General features: G+C 67.8%; 20 protein-coding genes and 2 pseudogenes. 10 read left to right on the forward strand and 12 right to left on the reverse strand.

Features of this window, described 5'->3' with window-relative positions; all coding sequences use genetic code 11:
* Positions 1-108: 108 nt before the first annotated feature.
* On the reverse strand, positions 109-381 hold the full coding sequence (locus ABTZ94_RS09315; protein ID WP_351199081.1) for a hypothetical protein: 273 nt from the start codon (positions 379-381) through the stop codon (positions 109-111).
* A gap of 1017 nt (positions 382-1398) precedes the next feature.
* On the opposite strand from ABTZ94_RS09315, the gene ABTZ94_RS09320 reads away from it, so the two are divergent.
* Positions 1399-1644: a hypothetical protein gene (locus tag ABTZ94_RS09320; RefSeq protein WP_351199082.1), complete on the forward strand. Its 246-nt coding sequence runs from the start codon at positions 1399-1401 to the stop codon at positions 1642-1644.
* A 1042-nt stretch (positions 1645-2686) separates the two neighbouring features.
* On the opposite strand, the gene ABTZ94_RS09325 is transcribed toward ABTZ94_RS09320, so the two are convergent.
* Positions 2687-3181 carry a hypothetical protein gene (locus ABTZ94_RS09325; RefSeq protein ID WP_351199084.1) on the reverse strand — a complete coding sequence of 165 codons (495 nt, stop codon included), beginning with the start codon at positions 3179-3181 and terminating at the stop codon, positions 2687-2689.
* A 74-nt stretch (positions 3182-3255) separates the two neighbouring features.
* Positions 3256-3945 carry a restriction endonuclease gene (locus ABTZ94_RS09330; protein ID WP_351199086.1) on the reverse strand — a complete coding sequence of 230 codons (690 nt, stop codon included), beginning with the start codon at positions 3943-3945 and terminating at the stop codon, positions 3256-3258.
* Positions 3946-4465: 520 nt separating this feature from the next.
* Between ABTZ94_RS09330 and ABTZ94_RS09335 the strand changes: the two genes are divergently transcribed.
* Both ABTZ94_RS09335 and ABTZ94_RS09340 read left to right on the forward strand, forming a co-directional pair.
* Positions 4466-4861, forward strand: a complete 396-nt coding sequence (locus ABTZ94_RS09335) for a hypothetical protein (RefSeq protein ID WP_351199088.1) — start codon at positions 4466-4468, stop codon at positions 4859-4861.
* 558 nt (positions 4862-5419) lie between these two features.
* The gene (locus ABTZ94_RS09340) at positions 5420-6673 is read left to right on the forward strand and encodes an IS256 family transposase (protein WP_351199090.1); all 1254 of its coding nucleotides are present in this window, start codon (positions 5420-5422) and stop codon (positions 6671-6673) included.
* 24 nt (positions 6674-6697) lie between these two features.
* On the opposite strand, the gene ABTZ94_RS09345 is transcribed toward ABTZ94_RS09340, so the two are convergent.
* Complete coding sequence (locus tag ABTZ94_RS09345) at positions 6698-7501, reverse strand: aminoglycoside 3'-phosphotransferase (RefSeq protein WP_351199092.1); 804 nt, start codon at positions 7499-7501, stop codon at positions 6698-6700.
* A 459-nt stretch (positions 7502-7960) separates the two neighbouring features.
* On the opposite strand from ABTZ94_RS09345, the gene ABTZ94_RS09350 reads away from it, so the two are divergent.
* Positions 7961-9775 (forward strand): tetratricopeptide repeat protein, encoded by a 1815-nt coding sequence (locus ABTZ94_RS09350; protein WP_351199094.1) that lies wholly within the window; start codon positions 7961-7963, stop codon positions 9773-9775.
* 200 nt (positions 9776-9975) lie between these two features.
* On the opposite strand, the gene ABTZ94_RS09355 is transcribed toward ABTZ94_RS09350, so the two are convergent.
* The 4 genes from ABTZ94_RS09355 to ABTZ94_RS09370 form a co-directional block, all read right to left on the reverse strand.
* Positions 9976-10224, reverse strand: coding sequence for a hypothetical protein (locus ABTZ94_RS09355; protein ID WP_351199096.1), 249 nt, complete (start codon positions 10222-10224; stop codon positions 9976-9978).
* A gap of 32 nt (positions 10225-10256) precedes the next feature.
* A complete protein-coding gene (locus ABTZ94_RS09360) occupies positions 10257-12524 on the reverse strand; it encodes a DEAD/DEAH box helicase (protein WP_351199097.1) in 2268 nt (755 codons plus the stop codon).
* 115 nt (positions 12525-12639) lie between these two features.
* Positions 12640-15669, reverse strand: coding sequence for an AAA family ATPase (locus tag ABTZ94_RS09365; protein ID WP_351199099.1), 3030 nt, complete (start codon positions 15667-15669; stop codon positions 12640-12642).
* Positions 15669-16823, reverse strand: a complete 1155-nt coding sequence (locus tag ABTZ94_RS09370; RefSeq protein WP_351199101.1) for an exonuclease SbcCD subunit D — start codon at positions 16821-16823, stop codon at positions 15669-15671. Before ABTZ94_RS09370 ends, ABTZ94_RS09365 begins: the two co-directional genes overlap by 1 nt.
* A 664-nt stretch (positions 16824-17487) precedes the next feature.
* Here ABTZ94_RS09370 and ABTZ94_RS09380 point away from each other — a divergent pair.
* The 5 genes and pseudogenes from ABTZ94_RS09380 to ABTZ94_RS09400 all read left to right on the forward strand — a co-directional run bounded on the left by ABTZ94_RS09380 (position 17488) and on the right by ABTZ94_RS09400 (position 23637).
* Positions 17488-17769, forward strand: coding sequence for a hypothetical protein (locus tag ABTZ94_RS09380; protein ID WP_351199103.1), 282 nt, complete (start codon positions 17488-17490; stop codon positions 17767-17769).
* 176 nt (positions 17770-17945) lie between these two features.
* Complete coding sequence (locus ABTZ94_RS09385) at positions 17946-18683, forward strand: HNH endonuclease family protein (RefSeq protein ID WP_351199105.1); 738 nt, start codon at positions 17946-17948, stop codon at positions 18681-18683.
* 208 nt (positions 18684-18891) lie between these two features.
* A pseudogene (locus tag ABTZ94_RS09390) lies at positions 18892-19089 on the forward strand (IS21 family transposase); the annotation flags it as partial.
* A 160-nt stretch (positions 19090-19249) separates the two neighbouring features.
* On the forward strand, positions 19250-19594 hold the full coding sequence (locus ABTZ94_RS09395; RefSeq protein WP_351199107.1) for a trypco2 family protein: 345 nt from the start codon (positions 19250-19252) through the stop codon (positions 19592-19594).
* Between the two features lie 128 nt (positions 19595-19722).
* A complete protein-coding gene (locus ABTZ94_RS09400) occupies positions 19723-23637 on the forward strand; it encodes a hypothetical protein (protein ID WP_351199109.1) in 3915 nt (1304 codons plus the stop codon).
* A gap of 28 nt (positions 23638-23665) precedes the next feature.
* Here the strand turns inward: ABTZ94_RS09400 and ABTZ94_RS09405 are convergent, their stop codons facing one another.
* Together ABTZ94_RS09405 and ABTZ94_RS09410 are read right to left on the reverse strand one after the other, a co-directional pair.
* Positions 23666-23989, reverse strand: a complete 324-nt coding sequence (locus ABTZ94_RS09405; RefSeq protein WP_351199145.1) for an integrase core domain-containing protein — start codon at positions 23987-23989, stop codon at positions 23666-23668.
* Positions 23990-24001: 12 nt separating this feature from the next.
* A pseudogene (locus ABTZ94_RS09410) lies at positions 24002-24607 on the reverse strand (IS6 family transposase); the annotation flags it as partial.
* Between ABTZ94_RS09410 and ABTZ94_RS09415 the strand changes: the two are divergent.
* Complete coding sequence (locus ABTZ94_RS09415; protein WP_351199111.1) at positions 24606-25010, forward strand: transposase family protein; 405 nt, start codon at positions 24606-24608, stop codon at positions 25008-25010. The pseudogene ABTZ94_RS09410 and the gene ABTZ94_RS09415 overlap by 2 nt on opposite strands.
* A 14-nt stretch (positions 25011-25024) precedes the next feature.
* On the opposite strand, the gene ABTZ94_RS09420 is transcribed toward ABTZ94_RS09415, so the two are convergent.
* Both ABTZ94_RS09420 and ABTZ94_RS09425 read right to left on the reverse strand, forming a co-directional pair.
* Positions 25025-25660: a hypothetical protein gene (locus ABTZ94_RS09420; protein ID WP_351199113.1), complete on the reverse strand. Its 636-nt coding sequence runs from the start codon at positions 25658-25660 to the stop codon at positions 25025-25027.
* Between the two features lie 142 nt (positions 25661-25802).
* A complete protein-coding gene (locus tag ABTZ94_RS09425) occupies positions 25803-25958 on the reverse strand; it encodes a hypothetical protein (protein ID WP_351199115.1) in 156 nt (51 codons plus the stop codon).
* Between the last annotated feature and the right edge of the window lie 137 nt (positions 25959-26095).

The raw sequence follows: 26095 nt of genomic DNA on the forward strand, positions 1-26095 counted from the left end.
CCCCGCCGCAAGAGGAATATGTGTTTCCGGTCGGCGAGGAGGGCGGGCGGTCCCGCTGCTGACGGTTGCCGCGCCCCCGCAACAGGGGGCGCGGCAACCGGACTTGGGTCAGGCCAGAGAAAGACGCTGGTAGCGGAGGTAGGAACGACGCGCGCCCATGAAGAGGGCACCGATGAGAGCCGCAGCAGCGGGGTCCCGCCAGGACTCGGTGATCAGGATGACGGCTACGACGGGGACAGCGAGGAAGGCTCCCAGCTGGGCCGTGACATCCCAGGCGACAGCCGTGAGGGTTTCGCCCGCCGTAAAGCGCGGAATGTTAGCGTCGTGACCTGCCGCGAGCTGGGAATTTCTCGCGGCAGCAATGAAGCGGTCGAGGTGCATGATCTTCCTTCTGTGGAGATGCGTACTCGGTCGTGGAACACGAGGGGGCCCCGGAGTTGCTGGGTAGGCGCCTGGGGCCCCGCTCGCGTCACGGAACGCTACAGCCCCACAACAGCCGTTATCCATTTGATCGGCTAAAAGTCGCAAATCCCCGACACAGCGGTATAGAAAATACGGGGCACCCCCGGAACGAACTCCACAAGAATCGATCATTTATCGGTCGCGGTCGTTCACCGTTGCCCATTTTTGACCGTTTCAAAAATTGTTTCGGGGCATCATGCAATTGTGCGGATGCAAGGGCCACTTGCCGGGGGCGAGTGACCAAGATCTCTTACGGCACCCGGTGCCTACGCGGTTCACGCATTCGCAGAACCCTGGCCTGCAGATTCACTATCCGACCGGCACTGCGTGTCTTCACGGACGGCTGCTCGTTAATGCCGTCTTCAACTTATTGGGCGCCTAGCACACATGCGTCGTAGCAACGGGCGGTCGTGACGGCTCAGTCACACGGCCGTCATCGGCCTGAGGCAGGGCACCGACGCCTAGTTGATCAGTCGGGTGCCGGACATGACGGGAAGCCCAGAGGTCCCAGAGCCGCTCCTTCGAGCACGCGGTGAAGCCCTTACGCCCCGACAGGTGCGCCTCGGTACTCCGTCCGCAAGAAACTGAGCCGGACACCGATGGCCAGCACATCAGCCTCCTCGCATCAGTTCCGGAGGTACTGCGGCAGCAGAACTAGCTGGCCACGGACCGGGATGGGCCATCAGCCGCCGCCCCATCCGCCCCCTCCACAGCCGGAGTCGCGGCCGGGTCCTCCATCATCAGCAGCCGACGGGAAACGGGCGCACCCAGGAGTCGCTCCGGGCGCTCGGAGGGCTCCTTTCCGTGCCAGCCTCGAGCCGGGGACGGGTCTGACCACTCCTGTGCTGCGACCGATCCGACATCCCTGTCATCGCCCAGCCTCAGCCCGACTGACTCCTCCCCACCACTCGGCGACATGGCGGTCGTTGGAAAGGTATGACAACGACGGGCTCAGCACGGGTACCCGACGACTTCTCCGACGTGGTCCTCGCACGCTGCCCCGAGATGTCGGAGCGCGACGCGGAACTCCTACGGGCAAAAGTCCGCGAGGCGCTCGAGGGACATCCCGCCGACGAGTGGACCGTCAGGTTCGCCGACGTGATCATCGACCACCGGGAGGAGTCCTTCGCCAAGCCGTTCTTCGAACGGTCCGTCCAGCGGGGAATGACCAGGGATAGTTGAGCGTTCATCTGCATGTGGGTACGGAGGGGACAGTGTCCCCGGGCCTCACCTATAGCTCATGGGGAAGATCGTTCGGCTGAAGCCCCATGGAGCCCTCCGCCGAGAGGCGACCGCCCTCCGCACCCACACCTCTTACCGCCCCGGCTGGCCTCCCCCGACCAGTCGGGGCTTCACCTGCCTCGCGTGCCGTCGGACGGGCGAGAACGCTCCCCTCCGCTTCGACTCCGCGATGATGCGATTGCCAAGCCGATCGGGTACCGGTCGGCGGCTTGGTCACGTCGCCGGAAGAAGGACGGTCGGTGCGTGACGCGCCTCATGGAGCAGGAAGAAACCCATGGACAAGGCGTGGCAGTGCCTTCGAATCTCAGATGTGGGGGCGCGGTGGTGCCTTCGATTCCCGGTGTGGAGGCGGTCTTGGTGGGCTCCTGGGCATTGGGTGGTGGCCTTCCGGGCCCGAGCCCTGAGGCGCCGGTGGGCTTGGTTCTCACCGGCTCCATGAGTGTCGATTGATGCAGCCGTGCTGGTTGTTGCGTCGCCTTGATAGGGCCGCCAGCCGCAGCTCCTCGGCAAGGTGGCGAGCGGTCTCGAGGCGGGTTGGACACGCGCGCTGTTTCTTGGCTGCCGGAAGTGAGGGATGCCGCTCCAGCCAGGGTACGGGGCTCGGGACGGCATCCGGGGAGAGAGGGCGCGTGGGCGGCACCGCTCTTCTCGCGAAAAGACCAGACCGGGAAGAGCTCGCCGACGCGGCATGCAGTCGGTGGGTCAGGGGCCGGTGGCAGGAACGTGTCTGGCGGTCAGTTGCTCGTCTGCTGCAAAGGCCGTTCGGTCATGGGACTGGTGGGAGGAGTCAGGGTCTTCGGCCGGCCCAGCGGATGGCTCTGTCCTGATTGGCTTGGGTCCTGGGGGGGCGGGCTGGCGTAGTGCCGGGCCAGGACGAGGTCGGTGAAGTAGTACGCCCCCTCTTCGCCAGCCAGGAGCCCGCTCTTGCTTGCGGCTGAAAGCGTGTCACTGAGGTGGCGCAACGCCTTGCGGTCGTGACGGTTCAGGTAGATGCGGCCCAGTGGGGGGCGGCCTGTGTGCCCGCGATCACCGTGAGCAAGAGTGCGCTGCCGAGGACGGCGGATGCGGTGACGAGGGTGGTGGCTTCGGAGGTATTGGCCTGGATCGTGGAGAAGATGCAGGTCGGTGCCATACCGAACATGAAAACTGTGGTGAGCACTTCCAGGGTCGGCCATGCGCGTTGATTCTTTCCCCGGTGCAGGCGCGGGCCTTGCGCTGTGCGGTATTGCTTGGTGGCAACATCCGAGTACGCCGCCTTCGCGGGGAAGGCGACAGCGTAGAGGGCGAAGAACGGGCCAAGTGTGGCACTGCTGGGTCCTCCAGTGAGGGTGCTGAGCACCGAGCACAGGACGCAGACGACCGTCGGCGGGTGGCAACCGTTGGCGCGGCTGCCACCCCGCCCCGGCACACGGGAAGCGCTGCCCTGCACGAGTATCGCGTTCCAGCCTGACGCCGAGGGCAAGCCGATCCGGATCATGGTCTAGCTGTTGCAGCGGAGCCCCGGGCGGGAGGCCCCCTCCACTGCCTGTCGGACTGTCGGCCGCGACCGGGCTACCTGCCCTTGCGGGGTGCGGGGATCTTCGGCAGAAGCTCCCACAGAGGGCGTCCACCGCTGGCCCAGGTCGCGAGGGTTCGCCGGTCAGCCAGGTGCATGTGCAGCTGCGCGGCCAGCGGTGCGCAGCGTGTGGAGAACCGGCCGTTGGTGACGACCAGGACCACGTCGGCACCGTAGAGCTGGCGGGCGGTGCCGTTGACCCGCTGGAGGTCCGGGGTGCCGACCGCCGAGCCCTGGTCACCGGCCTTGCGGTGCTTGCACTGGATGACCCAGGTTCTGCCCATCGGGTCGGTGGCAAGGACGTCCGCGCCGTTGTCGCCGGCTCCGCCGATCTGGCGGGCGTCGGTGCAGCCGTCGCGGCGCATCAGGTCGCGTACCGCGTATTCGAAGTCGCGGTGGTGAAGGGCGTCGAGCTGCGGCAGTGCGTAGCGCAGGCCCTGCTGTCGTGCCCGCTCCCACGCCCGTTGCTGCTGGCGTCGGTGTGCCCACCAGGCCCCGCCCACCAGGGCGGCGGCTGTCAGCAGGATGAGGGCCCACGGGTTCGCCGCGAGCCAGGAGACGAGGGCCCAGAGCACCGCGAGGACCGCGGCGCAGCCGCCCGCCAGGACGAGGAGCTGGTTCTCCTGCTGCCGCTTGCTCGGACGCCGCTTTCGGGGCCGCCGTACCGGAGGACGCCGCGCGGTCATCGCTTCCTCTCGGGCGAGGGGAAGCGGATCGGGTAGGACACCGTCGGCTTCGGTAACGGCCGCGGCTTCTCCCACCCGGGGAACTTGACCGGATACACACCAGGCGTCGGCCGCGGAGACGGTTTCCCGTCGGTTCCTTTGGAGGGGGCGGTGTTCCCTCCGGCAAGGACGACGATCGCCACCGCGGCCACGATGGTCATCTCCTTGCGCGCGCCGGCGGCCCACCGGGAATGTCCTTTGACCTGCGTTCCGTCCGCCCGCTGGTACGGCCTGATCCACGGCACCTGTCATCCCCCTCGAAGCGATCCACGGCGACCGCTCATCGTCGCACCAGGCACTGACACCGCATCAGGGAATCGGGGGCCGGAGACCGGAAACGGGCAGATGATTCAGGCCGCGATCGAACAGCAACTCGATTTGAGGTAAAGGGAGTTCGGGGCCGACTGTCAGTGGTGCCGCCTAGCGTGGACGGTCGCCGGGATCCCCCGGCCCCGGCCCTCTCCCGCGAGGAACCCTCACCATGACTCACGTCCGCGCACACTGCCGTGCAGACGGAACCTACGTCCGCGCCCACACCCGGCGCTCCCGCCCCCGCCACGGCACCACGAACGCGGCACCGCGCCGTACCGCCTCCGTCCGCCCCAGCACGGTCCGCAGCATCCCCGTCCCTGCCGGGCCGACCACCCGTGTGCGGTCCTACCGGCGCGCGGACGGAACCTACGTCCGCAGCCACGACCGGGCCCTGTCCAGGTCCACCGTCGTGGCCACCGGCAGCGGGCTCGGCGGCCTGCTTCTCCTCTTACTCGTCCTCGTCGCGCTCTCGGCCGGAGGAGGGCAGGGCGCCCCCAAGGGGCGCTCCGGCCCGTCGAGCCCGGCCGCCCTCTCCCCCGGCATCGGGCCAGGGCACAGCAGGTAGCGCAGCGAATCCGTCACCCCGGTGACCGGTAAAGGGGGGCCCCGCCGCCAGGCCGGGCCCCCTTCTGTCTGCCGTGCGCAGGTCGCAAGACGTCCTACCGCTGCTGTGAGGACTGGCCAGCAGAACCGAACGGATCCAGCTCCGCAGCCGCCGCCAGCCCCGCCGCCGTGCCTCGTGGCCTGGTGCCCGCTTGACTTGACCGGCTGTCCCGCGCTGCCACAGTGAGCCGTTCGGGGCGTCGGACCACGTCAGGTTGATGACGACGTTCTCACCGGTTCTACGAGCGTCGGTTGGTATGGCCGTGCTTGTCGTTGCGTCGCCTTGGTGGCGCCGCCGGCTGCGACGGTTGGGGGGGCGCCACATCGCGGTGTAGTTGTGTGCGGAAGGTTCCCTCGACAGGGACGGCGTGTTGGTGAGAATGGAAGAGCAATGCTCAGGACTTGTGGATCGGTCTCGGGAGGAGTGCTTCGCGATATGCGGAGGGCGTACCTTCCCGAGTGATCGATTGATGGTCACCGAGTAGACCCGCGTTGCCCCGCGGGTTGGGAAGGCACGTCCGTGCTCAGCGTAGTCAACAACGACGGAACCACCGAAACCGGATCCCTGATGGACGAGATCGTCCGCGACGGGGCTCGGCGGATGCTCGCCGCGGCCCTGGAGGCCGAAGTCAACCAGTACATAGCTGAGTTGGCGGGTGAGCGGGACGAGGCCGGCCGCCGTCTGGTGGTCCGCAACGGCCGTCATCGCGCAAGGACGGTGACCACCGCGGCCGGGCCGCTCGCGGTGAAGGCGCCCCGCGTGAACGACAAGCGCGTCGACGTCGAGACCGGTGAGCGCAAGCGGTTCTCGTCGAAGATCCTCGCGCCGTGGTGTCGCAAGTCCCCGAAGATCAGCGAGGTCCTGCCCCTGCTCTACCTCCACGGACTATCCTCCGGGGATTTCGTGCCCGCGATGGAGCAGTTCCTGGGTTCCTCGGCCGGACTCTCGCCGGCGACGGTGACCCGGCTGACGAAGCAGTGGACCGACGACCACACCGCCTTCCAGGCCCGCGACCTGTCGGATTCCGACTACGTCTACGTGTGGGCCGACGGCGTTCACCCCAAGGTCCGCCTCGGGCAGGCCCATTCCTGCGTCCTCGTCCTCATGGGCGTGCGCCCGGATGGCCGCAAGGAGCTCGTCGCGCTGGCCGAGGGGCTGCGTGAGTCGACCGAGTCGTGGGCGGATCTGCTGCGTGACTGCCGCCGACGCGGCATGCGCGATCCCGAACTCGTCGTCGGTGACGGCGCGATGGGCCTGTGGAGGGCTCTCGCAGAGGTGTTTCCGCAGGCCAGGCACCAGAGGTGCTGGGTTCACAAGGTCCGCAATGTCATGAACGCGCTACCGAAGTCGGCTCATCCCGGCGCGAAGAAGGCCCTGCAGGAAATCTACAACGCCGAGGACCGCGACCACGCCGAGAAGGCGATCAAGGACTTCGAGCGCTCCTACGGAGCGAAGTGGCCGAAAGCGACCACGAAGGTCACCGACGAGGTCGACGAGCTTCTCGCGTTCTACGACTTCCCCGCCGAGCACTGGGTGCACCTGCGCACGACAAATCCCATCGAGAGCACTTTCAGCACCGTGAAGCTCCGGACCAAGGTCACCCGCGGGGCCGGCAGCCCGGCCGCGGCCCTGGCGATGGTGTTCAAGCTCGTCGAATCCGCCCAGGCCCGCTGGCGCGCGATCACCGCGCCCCACCTCGTATCACTCGTCCGCAACGGCGCCCGCTTCAAGAACGGTCACCTCGTCGAACGCCCCGAGGCTCAGGCAGCCTGAACCACGTCACCGCCCAATGCGTGCTCAGTCCGACAGTTCCCACAGCAGCCGGTAATACATGATCCGTTCCAGGTCCGGCTCGACTCCGTAGGCTTCGAGTAGTGGCTCTTCCCATCCCGGGCCGTAGTTCCACTGCGTGCTCCATGTGGCGACAGCTAGGTCGGCCCAGCGGTCGGCGACACCGAGCGTGCCGAGGTCGACATGTCCGGTCCACATGCCGTCGTCACCGACCAGCGTGTTGGGAGCGCAGGCGTCGCCATGGCAGACGACGAGCCGGTCGACGGGCGGAATATCAGCGAGCACGTCGAGCGCGCGCTCGACAGTGCCGAAGTGCTTAAGGTCCTCAGGCAAGTCCGCCGGACCGGTCATGCCCGCCGCTTCTCGTGACCGCGCATTCTCCAGGCGCTTCTCGGCCGACCAGTCGAACGGGCAGTCCGTGACGGGCAGCGCGTCATGGAGCGCCCGCAGCCCGGAGCCGACGGCGCGCACCGCGGTGCCGGGATCGCGCTTCCAGCGATCGTCCACCGCCATACGTCCGGGCAGGCCATGGGTGATGATCCAGGACCCCGCTTCGTCAGCGCCCTCACCGAGCACCCGCGGCACCACCGCGAACCTCGCCGCCCACTGCAGACGCGCCACCTCAGCCGCAAGATCGATACCGCTGCCGACCGGCGCCCACTTCACAAACTGCCGCGTATCACCCAAGCCGACTTGGAACGTCAACCCGCCGAGCTCGTTCTTCCATACGGCCCGCACCGGCAGCCCCGCCGCGAGCTCGGTGACGATACGTGGAGGCTCGACAGGTCCTTGGGGCGAAGAGGCGATCATCCGTTCATTCTCACCAAGGCAGCCGGTAGCCAGCCAACCATTTTCAGATACTTCTGTCAGCAGCCCATGCAACCAGCCGCAATTGAGCCCGGCCAATCCACAGGATTTGACAATTCCTCAATGGAAGGCCACGTCACGCAAGGGGGCAGCGTGTCAGCGTATCTTCGGCAAGGTGGCGAGCGGTCTCGCGGATGGCTGAGGTACCTGACAGCAGTGGGGACTGGTGGGGCCGCTGTGGCGCTGTCTGCGATGTGGGCGTCCGGTCCGCTGGCCGCCGGTATCGGTGCGGCCGTCACGACCGTCTACACCCTCGTCACCGACCGTGTGCGGCCGCAGCGTAGCGAGCCGAGTGATGCGGCACTCTTACGCACTGCGTCGGGCAGAATCCCCCGTCTCGATCAGGTGGATCAACCTGAGCTGGCCGGTGTTCATCCCGCAGACGGGCACCCTGATCACCAGTTGGCGCCGCCCTACGTGGTGCGTGACGCCGAGCCTGAGCTGCGGCAGGCCGTGCTGGCGAGCGGTTTCGTCCTCATCGTGGGTGAGTCGACTGCGGGAAAGACCCGGCTCGCGTATGAGGTCGCGCGCTCATGTTTCCCTCGCCATGCCTTTGTGCGTCCTCTGGCCAGGCCGGCGCTCGCGTATGCCGTCAAGGTCACCCGGCGTCGTCGCCGCGCTGTTCTGTGGCTGGATGACCTCGAGAACTATCTGGGTGCCGACGGAGTGACCGCATCCGCGCTCACCGGCCTGCTTCAGGGCCGGCCCGGGCGGGTCGTGGTCCTGGCGACGATGCGGGCCCAGGAATTCCGCCGCTACGACACCCGGGAAGAGAGCCGGCTGACGGGGTCGGACCGGGATGCATGGCGGGTGCAGCGCGAAGTGCTCCACATGGCCGTGCAAGTACGGTTGGAACGCCACTGGTCCGCGGCAGAGCAGGAGCGTGCTGACGCACACCGAGATCCGCGAGTCCAACTGGCTCTGGGCAGCTGCGACCGGTTCGGGCTCGCGGAAGTCCTCGCGGCAGGGCCGGAGTTGTTGGCGGCATGGGAGAACGCCTGGGCGCCGGGAGCTAATCCGCGGGGCGCGGCGATCGTCGCGGCAGCGGTCGACTGCCGTCGGTCGGGATTGCGGCGGCCGGCGAGCAGACAGTGGCTCCAGGACTTCCATCTGCCCTATCTCGCCGAGCGTGGTGGACCAGACCTGCAGCCCGAGCCGTTTGACGAGGCGATGCAGTGGGCGTGCAAGGCCGCATACGCCACCAGCGGACTCCTGATCGGCAACTACAGCCAGGGCTACATAGCCTTCGACTACCTGCTGAACGCCCCACGGCTTCTGCGCGTGCCGGACCATCTGTGGGAGGCGCTTTTATCGCGTGTAGGGGCGGCGGATGCGTACGACATGGGGCTTCTCGCCCATCAGGAAAATCAGCTGTCGCGGGCGACCACAGCCCTGGAGCGGGCTCGGGCCGGAGGTGTGGCGGGAGCGGATTTCCTGCTGGCGATCGCAGTCGGTGACCGCGGCCGGCCACGCGAGGCGGTCAGGAGCTTGGAAGACATTGTGCGGCGCAGGCGGGCCCAACTGGGCCCGCTTCACCCCGACACACTGGCTGCCCTCCACCAGTGGGCGTTCTTCACAGGGGAAGCCGGCGACGTGCAGGCAGCCGCGAATGCATTCGGGGACCTGGTCGTCACAGCGACCGCAGCCCTGGGGCCCGAGCACACCGACACACTCGCCGCCCGACACCAACTCGCCTACTTCACCGGTGAAGCCGGGGACACGCGTTCCGCTGTTCAGCAGCTCAGGAGTCTTCTCGAGGACAGGACACGGCTGGAGGGCCCTGACCACCCCCAGGTTCTCGCCGGCCGGCGCAGCCTCATCTGGTTCTCCGGTATGAACGGAGACTTCGCAACAGCCGAGCAGCAGGTACGGCAGCTCATGGAAGATGCCCAGCGAACGCTTGGGCTTGGTGACCCTCACGTCCTTGCCATACGCAGCACCCAAGCAGCCTTCGCCGCCCGGGCAGGCCGGGCCGTCGAAGCAACCGCGATCTTCACGCAGCTGGTGGCCGAACGCAGCAGAACCCTCGGGCACGACCACCCCCACGCCCTCCACACCCGCCTCCAACGAGCCCAAGGTCTGTTAAGCACAGGCCACAGCGAGCAGGCGCAGCGGGAGTTGACGCAGATCATCAACGACGCCCAGCGTGTCCTGGAACCAGGTCACCGCCATCTCGTCCTCGCACACCGCATGCTCGGCCAGTTGCAGCGGCCCTGAGGCGCAAGCTGTCGTTGAGCCCCGGTCGGCTGGGGCTGTGGCACCCAGGGTGGCTGGGGATGCTTCTGGTGAGCGTGGGTGTAGATCATGTGTGCGATCGAGAGCAGGGCGTCCGCCGTGGCACGGGCTCGGCGCAGGTGCCCGCCGGGGCTCATCCTGTGCGGCCGGGTCGGCCTCGGGCTGAGGCCGGCATGTGATCCCTAGCTGGGCAGGGTTATGCCCAGTTCGTTGAGATACCGTGCTGCCTTGATCTGGGTCGTGAGCCAGTGGCGGCAGACCCTCCTGTACCGCACGAGGGTGCCCGAGGGTTCGCGGAGTACGGCTTCGGCGGCCAGAGGCCGCTGGCATGCTTTCCAGCCGTGGGCGCTGCAGGCGGCGTCAGGGCTCGGTGTGCAGGTGGCGGAGTACGGCCGGATGGACTCGATGTTGGAAAGCATGGGTGCCGTCATGCCGCTGCTTCATACAAAGGCCCGGACCATGGCTACCAGCGCATGTTCAGGGCGTCGAGTGCGCGGATCCGGTCTGCGGGCAGACTTTCCTTGCGACGCCGGGCGTTACTGATCCATTGCCCGAGTCGTACGGGTTCGCCGTCGACGTGCTCGATGTGGCGCTGGGGGACGTCGAGGTGTCCTTCCCTGTGGTGGAAGGCGCGGGCGGCGGCCAGGTTCTGCTCTGGCTTGCGGACAGCCGGCTTCCGCTTCTCTGCGGGCGGCTCGGTGTTCTGGATCAGCCCGAGATCGGCCAAGAGATGCTGCCGGGTGGGGTGCAGGCGCTCGGGGTGGAGGCGCTGATTGTGCAGCCACTCCCCCAGGCGGTGTCCGTCATCGGTGACGTAGTCCTGGGGCACGTCGGGCAGGTGGAGACCGGCTGCGTGGTGTGTGCGGGCAGTGTGATAGGCGCGGTGCCAGGTCAGGGGCCAGGGCGGGTTCCAGTGCGGGTCCAGGTCCTGGAGGGCCTGAGCGCGGGTCGGAGTGAGGTGGTCGGCGCGTTTGCGTTGGGTGGCGAGCCACCGGCCGAGGGCGAAGCCGTCGTGGTGGTGGTCGACAGGAGCTGCGAGGTGACCGTGCAGGGCCGCGTAGGCGGTGGCGTGGGTGAGGCCGCGGTCGAAGGCTTGCTGGCGGAGGTCCCAGATGATGCCGAGGCGTTCGAGGGCGGTGGTGCGGGCGGGGTCGAGGGCTCCGGTGGTGTGGAGATGGCGTTGCCAGGTGAGCCAGCGGCCCAGCGGGTAGCCGTCGCTGTCTTCGTGGGTCTGGGGGGCGTCGAGGTGGTGGTGGGTGCGGTGGTAGCGGCGGGCTGCGGTGAGTCCGCGGCGCCATTCGGCGCTTTTGGGGTTGAGGACGCGCAGGGTGAGGGCGAGGGCGACTTCTTCTTGCTGGGTGGGGCGTTCGAAGTGGAGCCAGGCGCCGGGGTCGTCGGTGGTGTGGGTGGGGCGGTGGGTGCGGGGGTCGGCGAGGCGTGCGGTGAGGCGTTCGTCGTGGGCGCGCAGGGCCTGGACGGTGCGCCACAGGGGGGTGTAGGCGTCGGCGCCGAGGAGGTCGTCGGGGTTTTCGTCGGGGGTGAGGTAGACCGGGACGATCAGGGTGGCCTTTTTGCCGGCGCCGGGGGTCTGTCTGAGGGCGCGGCCGACGGCTTGGACGGTGTCGACGGGGCTGTTCTTGGGGTCGGCGAAGACGACGGCGTCGATGGCGGGGACGTCGATGCCTTCGCCCAGGACGCGTGCGTTGGAAAGGACGGCGGGCTGTTCGGGGTGGGTGTGGGTGGCGAAGTCGAGGAGGATACGGCGGCGGGTGCGGGGTGGGTGGGTGCCGCTGATCCACTGCGCCCACAGGCCTTCGGGCTGCAGGTCTGTGGGGAGGGCGGCTGCGGTGTCGGGGAGGGTGGTGGCGAATGCGCGGGCGTCAGCCACGCGGTGGTGGAAGGTCAGGACGCGGCGCAGCTGGTGGTCGTGGATGGCTCTGAGGACGGCGACCTGATGTCCGGCCAGGCGCAGGCCATCGGCACCGGCGCCTGGGCTGGTGGCGAGCCAGTCGCGCAAGTCGGCGTTCTGGATGACGGGAACGAGGATCTGGTAGTCGGCGAGGATACCGAGATCGATGGCATCGGAAAGTGTGAGACGCCAGGCGACCGGGCCGAAAAGCGCTTCGTCGTCCATGGAGGCCACGGGGATATCGCTGTGGTCGGTGTCAGGGTCCCAGATGCGGGGCGTCGCCGTGAGATAGAGGCGGCGGGCGGCGGGCACCTGTTCGTCGTGGTGGATCCCGGCCCAGGCCTTTCCGAGGCGGCCGGCCGTGCGGTGGGCCTCGTCGACGACGACAAGGTCCCAGGGGGGCAGGTGGTGGTCGCGGTGGGCGCGGATGACGGTGGGTAGGGAGGCGTAGGTGGCGTAGACGGTCACCGGGCCGGTAGGCGGGGCCAGTTCGGACAGCTCGGCCGGCTTCGTCGTCATCGGGAGGTTGCCGGCCGAGGGGTGCTCCATGGCCTGGCGGGCCGAGCACACAGCCATTGCCGGGCCGGTGTGGCCGGCGGTGTGCCAGGAACGCACCGTCTGGGACAGCAGGTCCAGGGTCGGGACCAGGACCAGGACCCGCCCGCGCGGGGCCACACGGGCCGTGGTCCGGGCCGCGATCAGCGTCTTCCCAGTACCGCACGCCGCGATCACACTCGCCCGCCGATAAGTGCGCAGCACTTTGACCGCCGCGGTGACGGCTTCCTTCTGATGGGGGCGGAGCTCGATCGCGGCGGTCGGCATACTCTCCTGGCCGGTTCTTAGTCGGGACGGTGTCTTGTTTCGCGCCGCGGATGCGGCTGCCCCGGTGGGGCGGGGGTGGTGCTGGTGGGTGCTCCCCTGTCCGGTGGCTCTGACGTTACAGATCGGTGCTGATCAACGGGCGCAGTGTGGAGCCGTTGCGGTGTTTCATCACGTTGAGCTGGCTGGGGATGCGGCGGCTGAGTTCGGCGACGTGGCTGACGATGCCCACGGCCCGGTTCCCGGCGCGTAGTTGGTCCAGGACGTCCATGACTTCTTGCAGGTTCTGTTCGTCCAGGGTGCCGAAGCCTTCGTCGATGAACAGGGTTCCCAGCGGGCGGCCGCTGGCTTCCTGGGTGACGACGTCGGCCAGGCCGAGGGCGAGGGCGAGGGAGGCGGTGAAGGTTTCGCCGCCGGAGAGGGTGGAGGTTTCGCGTTCGGTGCCGGTCCAGGTGTCGAGGATTCTCAGCCCCAGGCCGGACTTGAGGCGTCCGCGTCGGCCTGCGTCCTTGTCGGCGCTGTGCTGGAGGAGGTAGCGCTCCGAGGTCATGGCCTGCAGCCGGATGTTGGCTGCGTCGGCGATCTCTTCGAGGCGGGCGGCCAGGACGTAGGCCTCGAGCTCCATGCTGAGGGTGTTGGCGGTGGTGGTGGCGGAGGCGATGCTGGCCAGGCGGTCGGCCAGGGCGTGGCGGGCCTGCAGGGGTTCCAGGTCGCTGAGGTGGCCCTCGAGGGTGGAGATCAGGGCCGTCAGGGCAGTGACACGGTGATCGGCCTGCTGACGGGCAGCTGCGGTCTTCTTCATACGGTCTTCGGCTTCGAGCAGGACTTTGGCCGCGGCTTGTGCGTCGGCGGGGGGCTGAAGGCCGGCCTCCAGCAGGTTCGGGGTTTTCAGGAGGTCGGTGACGACGGCATCGTCCTTGCCCCACTGGTCGAGTTCTTGACTCCACTGTTCAAGGAGCGCTGGGTCCTGGAGGGCGGCGGTGGCCTCGTCGAGGGAGGGGAACCCGGCGTCGCGGGCGGTGTCCGTGGCGGTGGCCGTCGCGTCACAGTGGCGGGCGGCTGCCTCGGCTGCCGTCTGGGCGGCCTCGATGGCGTCGGACAGACGCTCCGCGGCGCGGCCGATTTCGATTGCTCGCTTGCCGAGGGTGGTGGCGGTGCCGCGTGCAGCGGCCAGTGTGTCGGCCAGGGTGCTCTGCTGCTGGGCCAGGGCCTTGGTGCGTGCCTGGCATTCGGTCACACGGTCCTGGGCTTCCTGGTGTTGTTGGGTGCGCGTGTCGTGCTCTGTGCGGAGTCGGGCCAGTGACTCCTGAGCCGAGGGCAGCGCGGCGGCTGCGTCGCATGCGGCCCGGTGGGCTTTCTGGGCCTTTTTGAGCTGTGCCTTGAGCTCGTCACTGGGGGTGGGGCCTGCTTCTCCGGCCGCTTTGGCGTGCTGGGTGGCGAGGTCGTTGCGGTGGCTGCTGGCCTGGGTGTGCAGGGTGTCGGCCTGTTCGTGGAGGGTGCGGGCTTTGTCCTCGTCCTCGCGTGTGGGTTGGTCGGGTTGGCGTTGGGCTGGTTGCGGGTGGTCGGGTGAGCCGCATACCGAGCACGGGGCCCCGTCGGTGAGTTCGGCTGCGAGCTCCCCGGCCATGCCGTCCAGGCGGCGTTCGCGCAGGTCCAGCCACTGCTTTTTGGCCTCGAGGGCTTCAGCGGCGTGGTCGGTTTCCGCTGTTGCGGCTGAGGAGAGCTCGCTGGTGAGGGTGTCGCGGCGGCGTGCGGCTTTGAGGTGGGCGTTGAGTGTCTGAATGTCCTGCTCGTGTTGAGGTACCTGGTCGGCGGCCTTGGTCATGTCGCCGAGTCGGCCGGTGTGTTCGGCCTCCAGGGCAGGCCATGCGGCCAGCCATTGTCCGGCCTCCTCGAGGTCGGCGCTTGCCTGCTCTTCCTTGGTGTGGAGCTCGGTGATCTGGGCGCCGAGCTGTGTGTGGTGCTGTTCGTCGGGCAGCAGCCCTTCGACACGGCCCTTCTCTGCGTGGTGCTGCTCGAGGACGACCCGCAGCTGGGGAATTCCGGCATGACGGTGCTCGTCGGACAGCAGCATGCGGGCATCGTGCTCGGCGGTCGTGGCCGTGCCCAGGGCAAGTGAAGTGTGCTTCACGGTGTTCAGGAGGGGGTGCAGCCGTTCGGCGCGCCGGCCGCTGTCCAGTTGCTCGCGGAGCCGCGGGTGGTCGGTGGCCTTGTCATCGAGAGCTGCACGTCGCGCCTGGGCCTGCGCGTGCTGGGTTTGGTGGTTGGCGAGCTCGTGGGTGCGCTGGTGTTCGGTCTTGGCGTGCTGGTGTTCCGTGTCGCTGCGTTCCTCGGCGGCCACCGCTGCTGCGTGGGCGTTGCGGGCGTGGGTGCGCAGGTGCTGGGCCCAGGGCAGGACGTCAGCAGGGTGCTGGACGTCGGGTCGGGCTGGCTCGTCGGCACCGGTGCCCTCCCGGTGAAGGAGGGGGCCGGCTTCCTGGTGGATGCGTTCGCTGAGCTGCTGCAGGGCGGTAGTGACCTCGTCGAGGTCCTTCCTGGTGGCTTTACTTCGGTTGGTGAGCCATGCCTGCAGTTCTTGGAAGCGTCCGGTGTCAAAAAGCCGGCGCAGCAGCACGGCGCGGTCTTTGGCGTCGGACCGCAGGAAGGTGGCGAAGTCGCCTTGCGGCAGGAGGACGACCTGGCAGAACTGTTCCTTGGACAGTCCCAGGACCGCTTCGATCTCCATGGCGGTGTCCTGGTGGTTGGCGCTGACCGGTTCCCACCCTGCGACACCGTCAGTGGTGCTGGTCCGCTGGTGCAGCTCGACGGTTGCCTCGGCAGTAGCGGTGCCGGTCTTCGCACGTTTGCTGGGGTAGGACTGCTTGGGCTTTCGCGTGATCTTGAGGCGGCGGCCGGCTGCACTGAACTCCAGGATGACGTGGGTGCGGGTGTCGGTGGGGGCGTGGTCGCTGCGCAGGCGGTGGGTGGGGCGGATCCCGGGCACGGTGCCGTAGAGGGCGAAGCAGACGGCGTCCAGGATGCTGGTCTTCCCGGCCCCGGTGTCACCGCGCAGCAGGAAGAGGCCGTTGCTGGTCAGAGCGTCGAAGTCGACGGATTCTGTGCGGGCGAAGGGTCCGAATGCCTGGACGGTCAGGTGGTGGAGGTACATCAGCTGGCCTCTCGTGCGGCGGCTGCGGTGCGGACGCTCTCGAGTCCTTCTTGCAGCAGGTTCTGCTCCGGGACGGTGGCGGGGACGCCGGTGACGTGGTCGAGGAAGCCGAGGGTGATCTCGTGGTCGCTGCGGCCGTTGACGCGGGAGCGGTAGGACTCTTCCTCGGTGGTCTGCTGCTGGGAGAAGCTCAGCTTCAATGCGTGGGGGAAGCGCTGGCGCAGGCGTTCCATGGCCATGTGGGGCCGGTCGGTGTCGGTGAGTGTGATGTGCAGCCAGCATTCTTCGTACTCGGTGTGCTCGGGTTGGGTGAGCAGGTCGTTCAATGTGCCGGTCAGTTGACGCAGGCGACGGGGCACGGGGCAGAGGATTTTGCGGGCCGTCAGGGCGGAGTCGGCGTCCAGGTCGATGAGCCACGTGGCCTTGGGGTGGCCGGCCTCGGAGAAGGAGTAGGCCAGCGGGGATCCGCTGTAGCGGATGCGTTCGCTGATCTGCTGGCAGCGGTGCAGGTGCCCCAGTGCTACGTAGTCGACCCCGGCGAAGACGGAGGCACTGACCGAGGGAACGCCGCCGGCGGTGATGTCGCGCTCGCTGTCGCTGGTGTCCGCTCCGGTGACGAAGGCGTGGGCCAGGATGACGGACCGGGTGTGGTCCGGGCGGGCCGCGAGATCGGTGCGGACCTTGTCCATCGCTGCGCTGATAACCGCGTGGTGGCTGGGCTTCTCCGCCCCGAGATGTGTGTGGACCAGGCCGGGTTCGAGGTAGGGCAGGCCGTAGAAGGCGACCGGTCCGTGTTCGTCGTGCAGGACGGCGGGGCGGGCGCAGTCCTCCACGCTGGTGCGCAGGTGGATCCCGGCGCGCTCGATCAGCCGGGAGTTGACTCCCAGGCGGCGCGGCGAGTCATGGTTCCCGCTGATCATGACGAGCGGCACCTGGAGGTCGGCAAGCTCTCCGAGGACCCAATTGAACAGGTCAATCGCGTCCAGGGGCGGGATGGCGCGGTCGAAAACGTCGCCCGCAACAACCACCGCCTCGACGTGTTCCTGGCGCACCGTGTCCAGCAGGTGCTCAAGGAAGGTGCGCTGCTCCGCGAGGAGGGGCACCCGATGCAGTTGACGGCCCAGATGCCAGTCCGAGGTGTGCAAGATCCGCATAAACGCAGACGGTAACCACCTGGAAGGGTGTTACGGGCGGCTTTCCTGATAAACGAGCTTAGCTATGAAACTGAACAGATAGACGAAGAAAGGTTCTTCTCCCAGTACCGCATGGGGCGGCTGCCGCTGAGTAGCGAGCAGCTGGTGCCGGATGAGTTGTGGGTGCTTCTGCGGCGGCTGTGACGTACTGCCGGCCGGCATGTTGGTACTCGTGGAGGATGCCGCCGAGCCGTTCACGTCTTTGTATGTCGAGGCGAGCGATCTGCTCCGGATCGCTGATCGGGACCGGCGACGGGTACAGAGGGCGGGCGTTGTCGATGCCCTGATGGAGCCGATGGGAGTTGTAGAAGTCCTCGAACTTCGCGTAGGGCGTGCAGCAGGTGCCGCTGATTCAAGATCAAGGTACGGTCCAGCAGCTCAGGCATCACCGCGTTCCAGCGCGGCGCCCAAGACGGTGGCGCATCCTCACCGGATGCGGCCACCCTCCGCACCCTCATAAGCCGAAGTGGTCCACGGGTTCACGGATTCCGTCCCTGCACACGTACGGCTTCACCCACGGCACAACGAACTCCCCCTCCTCCGCCGGGCAGCGCCCCCTTTGCGCAGCCGAGGCCCGCACCCGACCGGGGGCAATGAACCGTCAACCCGGGCCCAGCATGGACACATGACCCCTTCCACCACGCCCCCAGCACTCCCCGCTCTCCTCGGTTGGCTGCGCGCCAACGGCATCGACCCCAACTGCGTACCCGAAGAGTCGCCCCTCAGCATCAGCAAAACTTCCGACGGGCAGCACCTCATCAACTACACCGAGTTCGTTCGCGACCAGGACGGCAACGCCCTCCTCGACGCGACCGATTCCGCCCTCTGCGCGCGGGAAAAGCGAATCGCTCCCTGCGTGGTCGAGCCGGACCCCGAGCTTCGCATCCCGGTCGCCAAGCTGGCGTAGCACTTGCTGTCAGTACCTCGTGCCACGCTGGACGAGCCCGGTGGTGACCTCACCTCGAAGCCGATGCCACCACCGGGCAGCAAGACTTACCACCTGCACATTTGACCGTCTGTCACCACACCATCACTTCTGCGATCATGAGGGCGCATCAGCCCCTGACCAGCTGGAGTACCTCCGTGACAGCACGTCGCCTCGCCCCCGTCGCCCCGATCACTACCGCCCTCCTCATCGCGTCACTCGTCGGGTGCAATCCAGGCGTAGCGAATTCAGGATCCGACTCCAAGCCGTCGGCCCCCGCCTCCCAGTCGGGCAAGGCGTCCGCAGCACCAGGCGCTCCTGCGGGAAGCGACCTGTCTCTGGCCGAGGCCATCGCGAAGATCCCGGCCGGGGATGAGGACCGCACTGGGTACGAGCGCGACAGCTTCCGCCTGTGGGTCGACGCCGACAAGGACAGGTGCGACACCCGAAAGGAAGTCCTGATCGCCGAGGCGGTCAAGGCACCCGACCAGGGAGCACGGTGTGCACTGACCAGGGGCGAGTGGCTGTCGTACTACGACGAGGTCACCGTGGACGCAGCCACCAAGCTCGACATTGATCACGTCGTACCGTTGGCCGAGGCATGGGACTCCGGGGCCTCGAAATGGGATGCGGACCGGCGCGAGCAGTATGCGAACGACCTTGACGCCGACAGGTCGCTGGTCGCCGTCACCGCAAAGACTAACCGGTCCAAGGCAGACCGAGACCCGTCCGAGTGGCTCCCGCCGGCCGCGTCCGCTCAGTGCACCTACGGCGCCGACTGGGTGGGCACCAAGCTGCGGTGGAAGCTCACCGCGGACGACAAGGAACGGGCGGCGCTGGAGAAGCTCGCCAAGGGCTGCTCCGACACCGTCGTGAAGTACGAGGTCGCTCCCTAATTGGGAGTCGGGCGTGGCATCCTCACCGCAGTCGGATCACGGTGAGAATGCCGTGCCGCCCCGACCCGGCCAACACCTCGACGACCATGTCGGTCTCCACCCGCGTGTACGTCTCCCCCTGCGCCCGGCGGTCTCCCACCACAGCCGAATTGGTCAGGGCAGACCCGATACGTGCCGCGAGGACGGGCTCCAGTCCGGCCGACAGCCGGACCAGACCACCCTCCCCCGCTATGTGAAGATGAGGGCGGCCGGGTAGCACCCTGACCAGCGGCGTCACCGGGCGAGGGCGATCGACGACTATCTGTCGAAGATCGAGGAGCTGGTGGTCCGTTCGCAGGGCAAGATCCGTGCGGACGTGGTCCACAAGAGGATCGCCACGATGGGCTTCGCGGGTGGGGAACGGACTGAGGTCCCATACCCCCACCGCGCGGTCGTCGCTGCCGGTGACGGCCAGTCAAACGTAAAGTAGTCTGTCTATCACAGCACTTATGGGCGGTACCCGTGCTTCACGGGTACCGCCCTCGCCGCTGCCCCCGTGACCCGCCGCGCACCGTTGAGGGAGCACGATGGCCGAGGAGATCGAACTAGCGGCAGCGGTGGCGCTCATACGGGATGAGCTGATGCGCGCCGCCGCTGCCGGGGCCGACGACGAGCTGCGGTTCGAAGTCGGGCCCATCGGCATGGAGTTCGCCGTGGAAATGCGCAGGGACGTCGCCGTAAAGGCGGGATTCAGGGCCTGGGTCGTCGCCGCGGACGCGGAGGGCAGAGCCGGGCGGACCCGTACACACAGGGTGACGCTGTCGCTGACCCCGAAACGGGCCGACGGCACGCCGGTGGAGATCTCGCACGACCCTGACGACGATCCCGGAGGCGATGCGGACGCTCCCCTGTTCACCCCGCCCGAGGCATGAACAGAAGCCGCCTCGCCGCCGTTCGCGCGAGCGTCAAGGGCAAGCATTCCCGGGTCAGTTCAGGGTGCGTAATCGGTCCGCGCCTCGTGCTGACGGCCGGACACGCCCTGCAGCCGCGCGGAGCGGCGATGACGCTCTCTGGCGTACAGGTGCGCGTTCAGCTCCTGACATCGAAGCGCACGGTCCCCGCCGAGGTGATCTGGGACGGGCGCAACGCGGGCCTCGACGCCGCCGTGGTCGAGGTGGTCCCCGAACACTGGCCGCGTGACATCGTCGACACCCCCGTACGGTTCGGGCGGTGGGTGACGCTGAAGGCCGGACAACCGGCGCACACCCTCGGCTTCGCGCAGGTGCAGAGCGCGCAGAGGCAGGGCGCAGTTTCCGGCCTGGAGACGGCACAGGTGTCGGGGACGGTCAGCCCCGGCGATCGGATGGTCGAGGGGCGCTGGGTGCTCTCGGCGGACCGGGCGCCCGAGAACCTGGGCGCCTCGCCGTGGAGCGGGCTCTCCGGGGCGGCGCTGTGGGGGGAGGAGTTGCTGTGCGGGGAGGAGTTGCTGTGCGGGGTCGTCGCTGCGGACTCCGCGCACTGGCGGCACGGGAAACTGGAGGCCATACCAGTGCACCGGATCCTCGCCGAGCCGGATCTCCTTGCCGTCCTGGAGTCCCGGCTCGACCACACGCCTGTCGCCGAGGCAGTCGAGCTGACCCCTCTGTGCGAACCGATCGCGCCGAACCGCCCTCCGCAGTCCCCCTCCGAACTGCTGCGCCCGCAGACCGAGGCGGTGCCCTTCGCGGGGCGGGCGGAGCAGCTGCGGGAGTTCCAGGATTGGTGCGCGGGCGGCGGACTCGCCACCCGCCTGGTCACCGGACCCGGCGGTCAGGGCAAGACCCGCTTCGCCCGCGAACTCTCCCACCGCCTCGCCGTCGACGGCTGGGTCACCGCGCAACTGCGCGAGTCCGGCGCCGATCGCGCCGACCTCATCCGCGGGCTCCGCGCCCTCGCGGCCGTTGACCACCGGATGCTGATCGTCCTCGACTACGCAGAGACCAGCCCCGCCCTGGTCGGCGACGTACTGGAGACGCTCACGGCGCGCGCCGGGCCTCATCCGATCCGTCTCGTCCTCATCGCGCGCAGCGCGGGCGAGTGGTGGGAGCAGTTGCCCGGAGCCACTCCGCGCAGCGCCGGGGTCCTCGGCGGGGCGCGCACCGTCGAGCTGCGCGCGCTCGCTCCGACGCGGACGGTGCGCGAGCAGCATTTCCGCGCGGCACTGACCGGACTCGCCCGTCAGCTGCCGCGCCTCGTGGGCTACGAAGCCGTCGGTTGGCCGGCCGTCGCCAGGGCGACCCGGGCCGCGCCGTACCGGGACGACGGGCGGGGCTCCGCGCTCCACCTGCAGATGCGGGCCCTGCTCGACCTCCTGGAAGCGGCCGACGGCACTCCGGGGCCGCACTGCCGGACGGGCGACCGTGATGTCTCCCGGGAACTGCTCGCGCATGAACAGCGGTATTGGACTCGCACCGCCGCCCGGTGGCCCCCGCTCCAGGGGCTTTCGGCAAGTGCGATCGCCGACGCCGTGGCGATGGCCACCCTTACGCGGGCAACCGGTCGCGAGCGCGCCCGGGCACTGCTTTCACTGCTGCCGGCCATCGGCCACGCGGACGGCGAGCGGGCCGCCGCTGCGGCGGAGTGGCTGCACGAGCTGTACCCGGCGACCGAAGGATCATACTGGGGCACGCTGGAGCCCGACGTACTCGGCGAGTACCACGTGGCACGTCAAGTGGAGCGCGGCGAGGGCCTGTTGGAGGAGCTGCTGCCGCACTTGGAAGGTCCGGAGGCCCTGCGGGCCCTCATGGTCCTCGCTCGCGCCGCGGCGCAGCCCCACTGCCCCTGCCCCGATCTCGCGCAGCGTACTGCCCGGCTCATCGCCGCGCACCCTGGCTCACTGGCCGTGCCTGCCGCCCTGGTAGCGGGCCGTGCCGAGAACCCGGACTTCCTGTTGCACGCGCTGCGCCGCCTGGCCGGGCGCAAGGACCTGTCACCGGAAATCCTGGAAGGGCTGCACGCCGCGGTGCCCGACCGCAGCCGGCTCCTGGGCGAGCAAGCCCTCGGCATCGCCGAGCGGATCGCGACCCTGCACCGGCGGCGGGCACGTCTCTCCGGGGCGGACATCGCCCTCGCCCCGGCGCGGGTGCGCGCCAACCTGGCCCGGGCCGAGCACAATCTCGCGGTACGTCTCTCGGCGGTACGGCGCTGGCCCGAGGCCCTGGAGTACAGCGGGCGCGCCGTGCGCCTATACCGGGGTCTCGCACGGCAGGATCCGGCGACGTATCTGCCGCTGCTCACCGAGTCGTTGGCGGTGCGTGCCCCGGCCTTGGGCGAACTGCGGTGCTTCCCCGAGGCGTTGGCGGACTGCGTGGAGGCAGTGCTGGTGGGCCGCCGACTGGTGGCCGCCGAAGTCGACGACGCGCCGACCGTTGATCCAGTGGCTCCCGTGGCAACGCTCGCCCGTGCGCTCAGTAACCTCTCCGTTGTCCTGCACGTGACGGGGCAGCGCATGGAAGCGCACCTCGCCGTCGAGGAGGCCGTGGACCTGCTGCGCCGGGTGGTGAGGGTGCGCCCCAGTCGGCAGCATCTCGCATTGCTCGCCGGGGCGTTGCACAACCTGGCCAACCGGCGTATCCCCGGCGAGTGGAGTCTGGAGGTGAGCACCGAGGCCGTCCTGATCCGGCGCAGGCTCGCCCAGGTCCACCCCGACGCGTATCTGTCAGGCCTCGCGGAGTCGCTGCACAATCAGGCCCTTGATCTGTCGGCGGCGGGACACGGGGAGAGTGCCGTGGAGGTCGTCGACGAGTGCCTGCGGTTGACCTTGCAGCTCGCCGAGGACCAACCTGTCATCTACCGGACACAGTTGGCGCGGGTGGTGCGTACCCGGGCACAGGTTCTGCAACAGGCGGGTCGAAGCAACGAGGCCGCGCGTACCGCCTACCGGGCGCTGCTGCTATACCGGGAGCTGGCTCGCGAGCGACCTGAGGAGTTCGGCGCGGCCGTGGAACACGTGCTGTTCGAGGCCGCGGACAAGATGTGGGACGTCGGGGCAACGGAGCACGGGTGGGCCCTGATGACGGAGTCGGCCGAGCTGGCCGCCGCACGCCGTGAGCGCAAGTGGCAGGCACAGAGGCGGCGACTACGCCAGCTCCGTTTCCGAGCACAGGTGCGCCGAGTGACGGGGATCCGGCTGCACGTGTCACGCGTGCGGCGGGCGAGTGCGTTGGATGGGCGCGGGGCGATGTACGGACCGGCGGACGCCCGCCAGCCGCTGGAGGAGCGTTTGGCGAAGAACGCGCGTGCTGAGAAGACGGGGCGTCGACGGCTGCCCCGTGTCCCTGGGCTGAAAGTGACGCTTGTGGTCCCGAACCTCGAGGAGGTCGTGGTGGAGGACCCCGCTCAGCGGGACCGCCGGGCCTGCCAGGCCATCATGGCGCAGGATGGCATCACCGCGAGTTGGATGGAGATGTTCGGCCCGGAAGGCGCCAGCCTGTTCGGGAAGCTGCTGTGGCACGTCCCCGGGGGGCGGGCCCCGGTCCTGTCCCCGGAGGAGCTCGACAAGCTGAGGGCGCTCGCGACGCGCCTGGTGCCTGGGCCGCCCGCCGTCATGCCGGGCGAGGCCACGGCCACGCCTTCACAGAGATCCGATAGCGTGGAACTGGTGCTATCAGAGATGGGCCGCTTTCCCGACAGCCTTCCTCCTGCCGAGGAGATGGTCCTCATCCATCGACGCTGGGCAGAGGAAAGCTCAGCAGCCAGAGGCCCCCTCGCCCAAGCCCTCGTCCATCTCGCTCAACTGAAGATCGGACTCGGCGACGGATTGGCCGGGGCTCGAGACGAGCTTGTCGAAGCAATCGATATTCTCACCTCCCTGGCTTCTGAGGAAGCGGAGGATTATGCCTATGACTTGCAGGCTGCCGCCAGCTCTAAGGAACTAGTTGACGACGTCTTGGCCCAGCAGCATGAGACGGATGAAAGCAACGACCGAATCGGTTGAGTGAATCGCCCCGGGTTCGGTAGAGATCTCAGATTGTGGTTGTGACCTGGGGTTTCGTGGTGGCGAGGTAGTAGTTGCTCTCGTATTCGACGGGCGGGATGTGCCCTATCTCACCGTGGAGCCGGCGGTGGCAGTACCAGTCGATCCACTCGGCGGTGGCCAGTTCGACCTGGGAGAGCGTCTTCCAGGGGCGCCCGGGCTTGATCAGTTCGGTCTTGAACAGGCCGATCGTGGACTCCATGAGCGCGTTGACACTCCTATAGTTCGTCAAGTCGCTTTTGCGGGTGGTTGCTTGGCCTTGATGTACTGGTAGATCTCGCGGGCCAGGTATCGCTTGAGACGGCGTTGTCATCAGGTGGCGGCGGGGCCGGAAGTGGGGTGAGATGCCGCTGAATGCGGACAGGAACCGCTGCGCGGCGCCCACGCTGTGGAAGCTTTTCATCGGCCGTTCGCGTTGCCGGGTGGGCTGATGACTGTTCTCGGCCCGGTTGTTCAGGCCCTCGTGGGAACGGTGCTCGACGGAGGGCATGACCTCGCGGTGGGCCGCGCCGTAGGAACGGAGCTTGTCCGTGACGGTCACCCGCGGCACCCGGCCCGTCTTCGTCAGCAGCGTGCGGAAGAAGCGCCTGGCCGCAGCTGTGTCCCGGCGGCTCTGCACCAGGATGTCGAGCACGTTGCCGTCCTGGTGCAGAGCCCGCCACAGGTACTTCCGCTCGCCGTTGATCTTGATGAAGACCTCGTCCAGATGCCACTTGTCGCCGGGCTGGGGCCGCCGGCGGCGCAGTCCGTTGGCGTACTGCTGAGCGAACTTCAGGCACCAGCGGCGGACCGTCTCGTACGAGACGATCACGCCGCGCTCCAGCACCAGCTCCTCGACCTCACGGAAACTGAGCGGGAACCGGAAGTACAGCCACACACAGTGCGAGATCACCTCGACCGGATACCGGTGCCCCTTGTACGACAGCGACATGCCCTCCACGGACGACCCCCTCCACCGTGATCAGCCCGAGGATCCTCCCACCCTGTCAGCCAACGTGACAGCGCCCTCGCCCGCGCTTCCGGGTTCCACGCACGACCTGACCGCCGCCCGTGCTCACGGCATCGTCGACGCACTCACCGATGCGCGGCTCAAGTGCTGGGCTGACAAGGCATACCAAGGAGCCGGCGGACCCGTCCGGGTCCCGTTCCGGGGCCGCCGCCTGAAGCAATGGAAGCGCCGGCACAACAGCAGCCACGCCAAGATCCGCTGCCTCGGCGAGCAGGCCATGGCGACTCTCAAGGGCTGGCGCCTCCTGCGGAAGCTCCGCTGCAGCACCAACCGGATCACCGACATCGCGAAAGCCGTCCTCGTCCTTCATCACGCATCAACGTGAGGTTGGAAAAGGCTCTATGTTTCTCCGATTCTAATCGGTTGACTGAGGACAGCCTGGAGCGATTTCTCATACCTATCCCTGAGTGCCTCCCTCACGCGATATCTATTCTTCAGCTCCTCGACCCCTAAACCACTGTGTCCAGGCTTTGCGCACGATTCTCGCAACTTAGGAGTGTCACGCCCAATCGCGTCGAAGTATGCGATCGCCGAAAGATCCATAACGGCATGCCAGTGAGAACGAACCTCTGGAGACGGGAAATATGTGGCGAGTCGGGCTTCCACCGCCTTTCCGGTGGATCGATTCTTCAAGTACTGTTCATCCAGGCTCTGTCGGTAGCTATCCCTTTTGATACCCCTACCCAACTGCCTAGCCGCCGCCATTTCGTAGTGCCGCATAACATAATAGAGCGGACCAGCCGAATCCGCCATCTGTGAAATTAGGTCATGGCGGATTTCTAGTTTTGTGCGGTGAACCAAATATGCACTCTGCTGCTCTGCCCGGAGATTCTGATTCTCCTCCACGATAGCTGCTCGGCTAGATTGATTCTTCTCGGTGACGCTGTGCGCAATCCAGGCTGCCACGCCTCCGGCAAGTGCTGCGCTGATGACCGAACTACCAATCAGTGTTTCCCAGACGGCTGGATCACTCATCCATTCCTCCTCGGCTCACGTCTACAAATATCACCCGTTTTGCATGCGGGCGATTACTGCGATCCGAATGAGGGATCCTCGGATTCCGAACCATTGCGGCTCATCAGCAGTCGTCTCTACCAGCGACGCTGCTCTTCGTCATCTACAGAGCCATGGTGGTGTGGGCGGAGTCGTTGTCCAGCACGACATGGATCGCCCGATGCGGATCGGCGACCGCATCCATCCGGTCCAGGAAGGCGGTGAAGGTCACCGCATCGTTGCGGGCGATGATCTCGGTCAGGACTTCGCCGGTGCCCACGTCAGCGCTGCGACCAGGGACACGCTGCCGCAGCGGCGGCCCGGATGACGGCGGGAGCGAGCCGCAATCGCAGTCTTCTTATCGATCGACAACACCACCGCGTCGAAAAACTGTCTAACCAATGAGCAGCGGGCGCC

It is taken from the genome of Streptomyces sp. NPDC002785, from assembly GCF_040295565.1.
Lineage (GTDB): Bacteria > Actinomycetota > Actinomycetes > Streptomycetales > Streptomycetaceae > Streptomyces.